11 protein-coding genes and 1 riboswitch are annotated in these 10738 nt (G+C 43.8%); of the genes, 5 read left to right on the top strand and 6 right to left on the bottom strand.

Annotated features, from left to right (window positions below; genetic code table 11):
• Positions 1-225: 225 nt before the first annotated feature.
• Positions 226-435: riboswitch (cobalamin riboswitch) on the top strand.
• Positions 436-581: 146 nt separating this feature from the next.
• From accC to Q5076_RS08380, 3 genes are read left to right on the top strand one after another with little or no spacing between them, the layout of a single operon-like run.
• Entirely contained in the window at positions 582-2093 is a 1512-nt protein-coding gene (accC, locus tag Q5076_RS08390; RefSeq protein WP_303012385.1) for an acetyl-CoA carboxylase biotin carboxylase subunit, read from the top strand.
• A gap of 20 nt (positions 2094-2113) precedes the next feature.
• A complete protein-coding gene (locus tag Q5076_RS08385) occupies positions 2114-2623 on the top strand; it encodes an acetyl-CoA carboxylase biotin carboxyl carrier protein subunit (RefSeq protein WP_303012384.1) in 510 nt (169 codons plus the stop codon).
• 20 nt (positions 2624-2643) lie between these two features.
• Positions 2644-4179, top strand: a complete 1536-nt coding sequence (locus Q5076_RS08380; RefSeq protein ID WP_303012382.1) for an acyl-CoA carboxylase subunit beta — start codon at positions 2644-2646, stop codon at positions 4177-4179.
• 650 nt (positions 4180-4829) lie between these two features.
• Here Q5076_RS08380 and Q5076_RS08375 read toward each other — a convergent pair.
• The 3 genes from Q5076_RS08375 to Q5076_RS08365 are packed head-to-tail and all read right to left on the bottom strand — an operon-like array spanning position 4830 to position 8529.
• Entirely contained in the window at positions 4830-7352 is a 2523-nt protein-coding gene (locus Q5076_RS08375) for a S8 family peptidase (RefSeq protein WP_303012380.1), read from the bottom strand.
• A 6-nt stretch (positions 7353-7358) separates the two neighbouring features.
• The gene (locus tag Q5076_RS08370; RefSeq protein WP_303012377.1) at positions 7359-8312 is read right to left on the bottom strand and encodes an AAA family ATPase; all 954 of its coding nucleotides are present in this window, start codon (positions 8310-8312) and stop codon (positions 7359-7361) included.
• A gap of 1 nt (position 8313) precedes the next feature.
• Entirely contained in the window at positions 8314-8529 is a 216-nt protein-coding gene (locus Q5076_RS08365; protein WP_303012375.1) for a helix-turn-helix domain-containing protein, read from the bottom strand.
• 180 nt (positions 8530-8709) lie between these two features.
• On the opposite strand from Q5076_RS08365, the gene Q5076_RS08360 reads away from it, so the two are divergent.
• Positions 8710-8892: a hypothetical protein gene (locus tag Q5076_RS08360; RefSeq protein WP_303012373.1), complete on the top strand. Its 183-nt coding sequence runs from the start codon at positions 8710-8712 to the stop codon at positions 8890-8892.
• A 12-nt stretch (positions 8893-8904) separates the two neighbouring features.
• Positions 8905-9042 carry a hypothetical protein gene (locus Q5076_RS08355; RefSeq protein ID WP_303012371.1) on the top strand — a complete coding sequence of 46 codons (138 nt, stop codon included), beginning with the start codon at positions 8905-8907 and terminating at the stop codon, positions 9040-9042.
• A 36-nt stretch (positions 9043-9078) separates the two neighbouring features.
• On the opposite strand, the gene Q5076_RS08350 is transcribed toward Q5076_RS08355, so the two are convergent.
• The 3 genes from Q5076_RS08350 to Q5076_RS08340 are packed head-to-tail and all read right to left on the bottom strand — an operon-like array spanning position 9079 to position 10725.
• Positions 9079-9300 carry a phage integrase SAM-like domain-containing protein gene (locus tag Q5076_RS08350; protein ID WP_303012370.1) on the bottom strand — a complete coding sequence of 74 codons (222 nt, stop codon included), beginning with the start codon at positions 9298-9300 and terminating at the stop codon, positions 9079-9081.
• 6 nt (positions 9301-9306) lie between these two features.
• Entirely contained in the window at positions 9307-9597 is a 291-nt protein-coding gene (locus Q5076_RS08345) for a hypothetical protein (RefSeq protein WP_303012368.1), read from the bottom strand.
• A gap of 39 nt (positions 9598-9636) precedes the next feature.
• The gene (locus Q5076_RS08340) at positions 9637-10725 is read right to left on the bottom strand and encodes an N-acetylmuramoyl-L-alanine amidase (RefSeq protein WP_303012366.1); all 1089 of its coding nucleotides are present in this window, start codon (positions 10723-10725) and stop codon (positions 9637-9639) included.
• Positions 10726-10738: the final 13 nt, after the last annotated feature.

The raw sequence follows: 10738 nt of genomic DNA, 5'->3' as shown, positions 1-10738 counted from the left end.
GAATTATCTCTAGGCGAATTATCTCTAGGCGAATTATCTCTAGGCGAATTATCTCTAGGCGAATTATCTCCAGGCGAATTACTTCCAAGCGAATTATTTCCAAGCGAATTATTTCCGGGTAGCGGAAAGATTTTCCCCCATCGTTTGCCCGCGCACCTGATGCATACTCATTGCACAAAAATGAAACTTTCGTGCAAAAAAAGAACATTCTATTCAAGATTTATTTATCTTTGCCCCCGATTTGGTTCGAAATCCGTAGCCAACGGAGGACGATTAATAGGGAATCGGGTGCAAATCCCGGACAGTCCCGCTGCTGTGAAGCTCCGCTTAATATCTTATGAATGAACTTATTCATGCCACTGACGGCAATTGCCGTCGGGAAGGCCCGTAAGATAGGAGTCAGTCAGAAGACCTGCCAAATCGGATAAAGGTTATCCTTTCTCGTGGGTTAGAAAGGAAAACATCATTTGTTAAGCCCCAAATCAGGAAAATACTGTTTTCATCAAACGGAGCATGTCCCGGCGGACGATGCCTGCAAGATGGGAAAGCACGGATGTGTATGTACATAATGTTAGAAGTATATGATAAAAAGAATCTTAGTAGCCAATCGCGGTGAAATTGCCGTGAGGGTGATGCGCTCCTGCCGGGAGATGGAAATAACGAGTATCGCTATATTTTCCGAGGCAGACCGGACTGCGAAGCATGTGCTCTATGCAGACGAAGCTTATTGTATAGGTCCCGCCGCATCTAAAGAGAGTTATCTGAATATAGAAAAAATCATCGAAGTAGCGAAAGCCAGCCGCGCGGACGCGATTCACCCCGGATACGGTTTTTTGTCGGAAAACGCCGCTTTTGCCCGCCGCTGCCGGGAAGAAGGCATTATCTTTATCGGTCCCGACCCGGAAACGATGGAAGCTATGGGCGATAAGATTTCCGCCCGCATCAAAATGATTGAAGCCGGCGTCCCCGTGGTTCCGGGCACTCAGGAGAATTTGAAAAGCGTGGAAGAAGCCGTGGAATTATGTAATAAAATCGGGTATCCGGTGATGCTGAAAGCTTCTATGGGAGGCGGCGGAAAGGGGATGCGCCTCATCCACAACGCGGAAGAAGTGGAAGAAGCCTACACGACCGCCAAAAGCGAATCGCTCTCTTCTTTCGGCGACGATACGGTTTATCTTGAGAAATTCGTCGAAGAGCCGCACCATATCGAGTTCCAGATTTTGGGAGACAAGCATGGCAATGTCATTCATCTCTGCGAGCGGGAATGTTCCGTGCAACGCCGCAACCAGAAAATCGTAGAAGAGACTCCTTCGGTGTTCATCACCCCGGAACTGCGGAAAGACATGGGAGAGAAAGCGGTGGCAGCGGCAAAGGCGGTAAATTATATCGGTGCGGGAACCATCGAGTTCCTGGTTGACAAACACCGCAACTATTATTTTCTCGAAATGAACACCCGCCTGCAGGTGGAACACCCGATTACGGAAGAAGTGGTGGGCGTGGACCTGGTGAAAGAACAGATTAAAGCCGCCGACGGGCAGGTTCTCCAACTGAAACAGGAAGACATCAAACAACGCGGTCATGCCATCGAATGCCGTATCTGCGCCGAAGATACCGAAATGAATTTCATGCCGAGTCCGGGAATCATCAAACAAATCACGGAACCGAACGGTATCGGCGTACGCATCGACAGCTATGTGTATGAGGGATATGAAATTCCGATTTACTACGACCCGATGATTGGCAAACTGATTGTATGGGCAACCAACCGCGACTACGCCATCGAACGGATGCGCCGCGTCCTTCACGAATACAAGCTGACAGGGGTCAAGAATAACATCAGTTACCTCCGTGCCATCATGGATACTCCCGACTTCGTGGAGGGGCACTATGACACCGGTTTTATCGCCAAGAACGGCGACTACCTGCAGAAGTGCATCATGCGCACCAGTGAACGCGCCGAGAACATCGCGATGATTGCCGCTTACATGGATTACCTGATGAACCTTGAAGAAAACACCGGCGACGCCACCGACAACCGCCCCATCAGCAAATGGAAGGAATTCGGATTGCATAAAGGCGTACTTCGTATTTAAAACCAAAACAGCATTCAATTATGGAAATTCATATAGGAAACCGCGTGGCTGAAATCGAATTAATCAGCAAAGAGGATAATAAAGTGGCGTTAACCATTGACGGGCAGTTGTTCGAGGCGGACGTCGTGATGGCGGAAAACGGGACTTGCAACATCCTGATGGACAGCCGCAGTTCGAACGCCCAACTGATTCGTAGTGAAAACGGCAAGAGCTATAAGGTAAACACCCATTACAGTAGCTTCAACGTCGAAATTGTAGACAGCCAGGCAAAATACCTGCGCATGCGCAAGAAAGGCGAAGAGGAACAGAATGACCGCATCACTTCTCCAATGCCGGGAAAAGTCGTGAAAATCCCGGTAACGGAAGGACAGGAGATGAAAGCGGGAGATACGGCCATCGTCATCGAGGCAATGAAGATGCAAAGCAACTACAAAGTGGTTTCAGATTGCCGTATCAAAGAAATACTGGTCCGGGAAGGAGATAACATCACCGGCGACCAGACATTAATAACCCTAGAGCCTATCGCATAACAATTAGAACTGATTGCATCATGGAAGAAATGAATAAAGCATATACCGCGTTCGAGGAACGCGACCGCATCGCTTCTCTCGGCGGCGGTATCGAAAAGATTGAAAAACAACATGAAAGCGGAAAGATGACTGCCCGCGAACGTATCGACATGCTACTCGACAAAGGCACGTTTGTAGAGCTGGACAAGCTGATGGTGCACCGTTGCACGAACTACGGCATGGATAAGAACAAGATTCCGGGAGACGGCATCGTGTCCGGCTACGGAAAGATAGACGGGCGGCAGGTATTCGTCTACGCTTACGACTTCACGGTGTACGGAGGTTCGCTCTCGGCCTCCAACGCCAGAAAGATTGTGAAAGTGCAGCAGTTGGCGCTCAAAAACGGCGCTCCGATTATCGCCCTGAACGATTCGGGCGGCGCGCGTATCCAGGAAGGTATCGAGAGCCTTTCCGGCTATGCCGATATTTTCTACCAGAACACAATGGCAAGCGGGGTGGTTCCGCAGATTTCAGCCATTCTCGGCCCGTGCGCCGGAGGAGCCTGCTACTCTCCCGCCCTCACCGACTTTATTTTCATGGTAAAGGAAAAGAGCCACATGTTCGTAACGGGCCCGGACGTAGTGAAAACGGTCATTCACGAAGAGGTGAGCAAAGAGGAACTGGGCGGAGCCATGACTCACAGCAGCAAGAGCGGAGTCACTCATTTTATGTGTAACACCGAAGAGGAATTGTTGATGAGTATCCGCGAACTGCTTTCTTTCCTGCCCCAAAACAACATGGACGAAGCTAAAAAGCAGAACTGCACGGACGACATCAACCGTGAGGATGCCGCTCTGGACACCGTTGTCCCGACAGACCCGAATGTGCCTTACGACATGAAAGACATCATCGAACGGGTGGTAGACAACGGATATTTCTTCGAAGTGATGCCGAATTTCGCCAAGAATATCGTTATCGGTTTCGCACGTCTGGCAGGGCGTTCGGTAGGAATCGTCGCCAACCAGCCCGCTTACCTGGCAGGAGTGCTCGACATTGACGCCAGCGACAAAGCCAGCCGTTTCATCCGTTTCTGCGACTGCTTCAACATTCCTCTGATTACTTTCGAGGATGTTCCAGGATTCCTTCCGGGATACACGCAGGAAAACAACGGCATCATCCGCCACGGCGCAAAAATCGTCTATGCATTTGCCGAAGCTACCGTACCCAAACTGACAGTAATCACCCGCAAGGCTTACGGAGGCGCATACATCGTAATGAACTCCAAACAGACCGGGGCGGACGTCAACTTCGCTTATCCCAGCGCGGAAATCGCGGTAATGGGGGCGGAAGGTGCAATCAATGTCTTGTTCCGCAAGGCGGACGCGGAGACGAAAGCGAAAGAGGTGGAAGCCTACAAGGAGAAATTCGCTACCCCGTACCAGGCTGCCGAACTGGGATTCATCGACGAAATCATCTATCCGAGGCAAACCCGCAAACGCCTGATACAGGCATTGGAAATGACGGCAAACAAAATGCAGACCAATCCGCCCAAGAAACACGGCAACATACCTCTTTAACCCTACGGGCGGAAGTTTTCCGGAAGCATGCCGGAATTTTGCGCCCGGATAAAACGAGTCGTGCCGGGAGCTTTTCTTTACGGGGTCGCGTATTCGTAAAGAGACCTCTTGTAATCCCCTTGTCCGAGTCCACGAACGGCCATCAGCCGGGACCCGGACAAGGGGATACGAAAAAAACGGCACCCCGATTCACATCGCAGCACCGTCACAACACAAACACAAAATAAAACACGACAAAACTACTATGCAATCTTACCTGTCGATGCCGGGGAGGCATACATACCGGGTTATATATATTCACATACTTATAAGCGGTCATTCAGGCTGATTTGCATATATAATAACAGATTAAAACTTCTTTTGTTCGGGATATGCCGGCTTTTTCCCTGAAAAAATGCAAATTTGAGATAAGTTATTGAAGATAAGCCATAAGTTTTGGCTCCAAAATACGGTAAGCAATGATTAAGCAAACGTACAACTGCTTCGGATTGCTGTGCTTTGCATTACTTCAAACAACTCTATGTAAAGTATAGAATAAAAATCTAACTATAGCAAATAATCTTATAAATCAATTTTACACATGAGGCTCTCCATTTTATAGAATAGAGAGCCTCATGTGCAAACATACCTTCCCAGCTATTTTTAGAAATCTAATTGTTTATAGGAATTTCTACCTCAACCGGAATATTAATCATGTTTTCTATTTTTGTTTTAACCACATTGTATAAATCTATATTTTCAATAGGGGTATCCAAAGATATAATTAAAGAATATCGCAACTTGTTATTGTATTGTTTCAAATTAGTACGTGTTTTCCACCAACCTCCGATTGGATAAACAGCAATCAAGTTACACACAGCTAACTGAGCCGCCGTAAGGTTTAATTCATCTGAATGTATTGATCCTTTATTTCTATTATCTACTCCGATTAACCATCTGGTGGAATCATTCTTACCACGTTCTTCGTTTTCTTCTGCTTCAATTAATTTGTTAATTCTTAATTGAAATGCTCTTTGGTCTTCGTCTTCTTGATTTACATCAAACCGCAATCCGCATGACGCATATCTGTATTTATCTTTCCATCCTATTTCACCGGGAGCTGGTTCAATAAAATATGATAAAGTTACTCGCATTGCAACGTTCGTTTCTGCAAGTTGCTCTAAAACCTCACGAGGCCAAGGTAGCTCAAAAAAGTGCATTTCATTTATCTTAGGAGAATTATCTCCTCGATCCTTAATAAAAGGCTGTATTATTTCTTGGGCAACATACGTTAAACCATTTTCTGTACTATAAAACGCTCTTTCTTCTGATGGTACACCATAACCACAATGGCGTAATCTTTTTTCCATATCTCCTCTATTCCTCACAGGAAATTGCATTTCCATACATGAAGTCCATTTTGCAGAATGAACGATTAATCCACGAATACTTTCTGCCCATAAATGAGGATACCGAGCTTGTAATTTACCTGCAAAGTTTGAAGCTAATGCCGTCGCTGCACTTGTTGCATTGATAGTATCAAAATAACCACTTATTTGGTAATTCTTACTCGTTGTTATCAATTCCAAATCTTGATGAGAAGAAAATGGGAATTGGGGATCATTGGTTTTATATAAATTTCCTCCTTCAAACATAACTTCCGGTTTAATTAATGCGCCCTTTTTCCACAGTGATGAGGTTCGAGAAAAAGGACTAATTCCTCCACCGGGTGCAACACGATCGTATGCTCTTAATTCATGACTATCTGGAGCAACTATATTTGTAAACGCCCCAATGGTTAAACCATTCCACGCTTGTGCGGGATTCTGAATTGGTCGAAGGCTATGGTTATTAGGATAAGCGTTAATAATTTCTTTATCCAAATTATTTATATCCCTAATATTACCAGCAGAAACCATAAATAAGCGGCCACTCCTACCGTTATTGTATGCAATCGAATCAACAGCACCTGACCAAGATGTCGGCTTTCCTTGCTCACTATCTTCTGCCGTTATTGCCATGCAATAGCAAACGTTTTTTCGAGGGAATATAATTTCAGACGTTGAAACTGCTTGTTCAGTCAAAAATCCCCATGCTTCTTTTGGATTAGGACGACCATGCGGATACAATTTAATTGAACCAACTTGGTTATGAATTTGTATTTTTTTGGTATTTGCAAGGCAAGAAGACATATCACCATAAATGACGGTTCCACACATTCTCGTACCATGTCCATCCCTATCCGCAATACCCTCTCCAACGACAGAGCCACAATTTTTTTCAGGAATTATAGATTCCAAAAGAGGATGTCCATTATTTACACCTGAATCTAATACACAAATAACAGAATTTGTATCTGAAAGAATTTGGACCCTATTATGTAAATCTTCTACCCATTCTTGTTGTTCACCTCTATACTCATCAAATAGAAATCCCGTCAATACACGTCCGCTTCGCAACTCTGCTAATTGATCTGAACATCCCAATAATTTAGTCAGAGAATCTCTATTTGCATATACTAAAAATACAGATCTTTCGGGAAATGTTAGAATTGAATCTTCTTTGAAGCGAATATCGAGACTTCGTAGAGAATCTATAAATTTGTTGTGCTGATTTACAATATCTTCTGCATCGGAAATTCTTATCCAGACCTCATACCAATCATTGTGATCAGTCGGAAAATCTTCATGACTGTCAGTCCATAACGCTTTCAGAAGAGCGACATTAATATTCTCGATACTTCGGAAAAGAGCATCATTTTTAGGTTTCCCATTACACAACTCTTCTGTTGCATATTTATGTAGCTTTTCTAAAAGTTTATTTTCCTTTCCATGAGGAATATAGATAGTTGCAAATGATTGTTCTTGATTATTTTCTGTTTTTGTCTGCCGAATATTTAACAATCGAATGCCAGCTTTTTGATCTTCTAAACTCTTTGATACTAAATCATAAGCAGGAGCACCTGCAAATTCGATATAAGTTCCACTTCTCGCAGGTAAGGAGATTGCTGCCATTTGTTGTTTAACAGTTGTGTCATCTGCTCTGGCATCATCAAATTTCTTTTGCAAATATTCTGCATGCTCTTGTCGGTTGCGTATAGGTATAGAGAGACCGCCACCCACACTACCTCTGGGAGAATATTTAATAGCCTTTTTTATCGTTTCAGGGACAATAATATGCTCGTATTTATTCATGTGCTATTATTTTAAGTTGTAAGCTGATTTCCTTTCTTGGATTGTCTTTACAACCAAACTGGATGATATTTTAACCTCATTTATTACGGATTCTTTAATTGCGTCTAAACATGCTTGATTTATTTCTGCATGACTTAAAGAAGCTAATTCCGGTAAAATCGAATCAATGTCTTTTTGTGAAAGATTCCCATTTAATCGGTTTTTAAGCAACTGAACTTTCTCAAAATCGCTTGGAAGTTGATAATGAATTACATCATCAAAACGTCTAAATAACGCTTGATCTAACAATTCCAAATTGTTAGTTGCTGCAATAATTAAACTTTCAGAATGGTCTCTTTCAATAAATTGTAAAAATGAATTTAATACTCGACGCATCTCGCCTACATCATTATCCTTCCCTCGCTGTCCTCCGATTGCATCAAACTCATCGAAAAGATAAACGGCAGGAACATCTTCGATATAATCGAAGATTTGTCGCAATTTAGCACTTGTTTCCCCCATGTATTTCGTTACGATTTTATCCATTAATACTACATATATTGGCAAGTGCAATTCATTCGCTATTATTGATGCAGTCATTGTTTTTCCTGTGCCGGGATTTCCCGAAAAAAGAATTTTTCTCCTGTTTTCGAGATTGTGTCTAAACAATTTATCTTTATAGGTAAATTCATTAATAATTCTTTCTATCCTATTTTTTATTTGTGGAGCAACAACTAAATCCGTTAAACGTTCCTGTGGATAAATCTCTAAAAACAAACCTTGCAAATTGGGATCAATATTTTTCAATTTAGGCTTGTTGATTTTGGCGGCATCAATAATTTTTCGTATGTCATTAGCTAAATTAGTATGTCCTAATTTAGCTTCATGAGCTGCAATTTGTAATGCAACAGTATTAAATTTCTCACTATTGTCTTCAAAGTGGCTCTTCACGAGCGTTTTTAATTGATTCGCTGTTGCCATATTATTGCTTATTAATTCGTTCTATGTCATTTTTTGAATATAATAACTCATCTATCTCCACATCAAGAATTGAGGCTATTTTGTATAAAGTTTCAATACTTGGTTGGGTTCGATTCTGTACATATGAATTAACCATATTAAAACTCTTTCCTAATTGTTCGGCTAACCATTTCTGCTTGATGCCTTTTTTATCAAGTACAAGTTTGATCTTATTCATATATTAAATGCTATTCTGGATTTATTTGTGCAAATATACCAAAAATAACGAGATATAAATATCTCGTCAGCACAAAACATTATTATTCCCCTATTTGGCCTAATTTATTGGGCTATCCAATGTATCTACGAATAAGCACAAGCTCTACTTTCTCGAATCTGCACCAAAAAAACAACAGTTATGAAGCCAGCGAAGATTGTCAAAACAGCCATACGCGCCCTTTTCACCGTCTCCTACGCCCTTTTTCTGTGGGTGGTGTACTTCGAGCCCTTGTCTGCGGTGTACCACAAACAATATGGAGCATCGTCCTATTCAGTATCTCCCTCGTGTGTATCATCGGAATTTTGGTTATTGACACTTTAATTACATAGAATTATGAACATAACGATTGAAACGTTTTTTTGTCCTTATTGCGAAGAAGCGACAGAGGTTTATTTACGTCTGGTAAACACGATTCTTTTTGTCAACGACGAGAACAACCTGCGCAAAGGCATTGAAAAACAGAAAACCTAAGTGCCACTCGACAACTATTTCATGTACGGTTTCGGTTCACATCAGGAACACACGCTCGGTTTCTTCCATGCTGATCTCGTGCTTGATGAACGGAGCACGCAGAAGCCAGCCGTTCTCTATGGCGATACTTATCATCTTACGGAGCAGCATAAAGTACACCCAGACCGTATTGTGACTGCAATGATTCTCCATGCGGAGGTACAACTCGAAATCGTTGATGAGCACGGGGGATATCTCTTTCAGCGTAATGTCGCTCACGTGATATCACGTTTCGAGAAACCGTTTCAGGTGATCGTAAACGGTCAGGTATTTCTGTTGCGTAGATTTTGCTTGCATTTCGATCTGTACCAGCTTGTCAAAATAGCTGTTGAACTGCTCGTAAACTTTCAGCAGCGTTTCGTGGCGGTATTCCAGACCTAAAAAGGCGTTCTTGACCTTCTCCGCCGTAACGAAACCGTCCCAATCCACTATTTCACGATAATGGTTGTTGATTTTTACACGGATGCCGTCGAATATCTTGTTCGCCTCCCGCACGACGATGTTCCGACCCGTCATACATCCCGTTTCAGTATTAACTGAAAAAATCTGAAAAAGCTATCTTTTCTCCTTAAAATCTTTCAAAAAACCTTCCATCAGCCATTTCGCCAATGCCTGGCGGTTGGAATTCATCACCAACCTTTTCTGGTCGAAAGAGTTCTGTATATTTCCCAGCTCGACAAAAACGGAGACGGGGGCCGTATGCGACAAGACGTAGAGGTTGCGGCCGCTCACCGTCCCTGAAAAGCCCCGGTTCGGCTGGTGCTTGTCATATTTGGCTTCAAACGTATTCTTCATATTGTTCGCCAGGCGTTTGCTCTCCACCGTCTTGTTGGAATGGTAGAAAAACACATCCGTCTGTTTTCCTTTTCCCCGGCTATCGATGTGGATAAAGATAGCCCGGCAATACTTATACCGTTTACGGTCTTTCTGGTAAAGCGAGTTAATCCTGGTACAGCGTTGCTGGAGCCTCTGGACCTGGTTCAAAGGAATCGGGTCGCCCATGCAAGTCTCGCGTTTGCTGTTGGAGAGGTATGCGCCGTCGCGGATGCCGTCTTTCGCGTCCTGGATAATGATACGCACGTCGGCCCCTTCCTGCATCAGGTTGCGCGCCAGCCGCAAGGCTATGTCATACGCATATTCATCTTCGTGAAGCTCATGCCTGCCCACTTTTCCTATCGCTCCCGGATCGGGTCCTCCATGCCCGCTGACTACGTAAAAACAGGCACCGGCAAGCCTGTTGGAGGTTATCTTCACATTCGCCTGCTTTTTTCCGAACAGGGGTTCCTTGACAACCGTCCCTATCTTCGGTACTTTCACCGCCGGCTGTCCCGCGCTTTTCCCCCCTTTTCCCGAAACGGCGTTTTTTCCCGTCTTCGTGTTTTTCCCGGCGGCTCCCCCGCCGGACGAACGCTTCACCGGAGGAATCACGTAAGTGACTCCCATTTTAAGCACCTTGTTTTTCCCCAGTCGTTTCTTGTTCAGCTCGATAAAGTCGTCATAATACTTCTTCGGAGAGCGGTTATGCCTCAACAGAAAAGAAGAAATGCCTTCACCCGCCTTGGGGGTAGCTTTCTGCTGCGCCCGGAGAACCGTACCCGAAAAAAGAAAAGCTAAAAACAAAAGAATATAGAGTTTATTTTTCATATTCACATCGGCT

The sequence above is a fragment of the uncultured Bacteroides sp. genome, from assembly GCF_958445495.1.
Taxonomy (GTDB): Bacteria; Bacteroidota; Bacteroidia; order Bacteroidales; family Bacteroidaceae; genus Bacteroides.
The sequence above is the reverse complement of the archived record's forward strand: the minus strand, read 5'-3'. Positions and strand labels throughout refer to the sequence as shown.

What these genes read in the sequence shown, in the direction of transcription:
- Q5076_RS08360 (WP_303012373.1), top strand. Translation starts at nt 8,710, where the DNA reads ATGAAGCCAGCGAAGATTGTCAAAACAGCCATACGCGCCCTTTTCACC.
- Q5076_RS08385 (WP_303012384.1), top strand. Translation starts at nt 2,114, where the DNA reads ATGGAAATTCATATAGGAAACCGCGTGGCTGAAATCGAATTAATCAGC.
- Q5076_RS08365 (WP_303012375.1), bottom strand. Translation starts at nt 8,529, where the DNA reads ATGAATAAGATCAAACTTGTACTTGATAAAAAAGGCATCAAGCAGAAA.
- Q5076_RS08340 (WP_303012366.1), bottom strand. Translation starts at nt 10,725, where the DNA reads ATGAAAAATAAACTCTATATTCTTTTGTTTTTAGCTTTTCTTTTTTCG.
- Q5076_RS08345 (WP_303012368.1), bottom strand. Translation starts at nt 9,597, where the DNA reads ATGACGGGTCGGAACATCGTCGTGCGGGAGGCGAACAAGATATTCGAC.
- Q5076_RS08380 (WP_303012382.1), top strand. Translation starts at nt 2,644, where the DNA reads ATGGAAGAAATGAATAAAGCATATACCGCGTTCGAGGAACGCGACCGC.
- Q5076_RS08370 (WP_303012377.1), bottom strand. Translation starts at nt 8,312, where the DNA reads ATGGCAACAGCGAATCAATTAAAAACGCTCGTGAAGAGCCACTTTGAA.
- Q5076_RS08355 (WP_303012371.1), top strand. Translation starts at nt 8,905, where the DNA reads ATGAACATAACGATTGAAACGTTTTTTTGTCCTTATTGCGAAGAAGCG.
- Q5076_RS08375 (WP_303012380.1), bottom strand. Translation starts at nt 7,352, where the DNA reads ATGAATAAATACGAGCATATTATTGTCCCTGAAACGATAAAAAAGGCT.
- accC (WP_303012385.1), top strand. Translation starts at nt 582, where the DNA reads ATGATAAAAAGAATCTTAGTAGCCAATCGCGGTGAAATTGCCGTGAGG.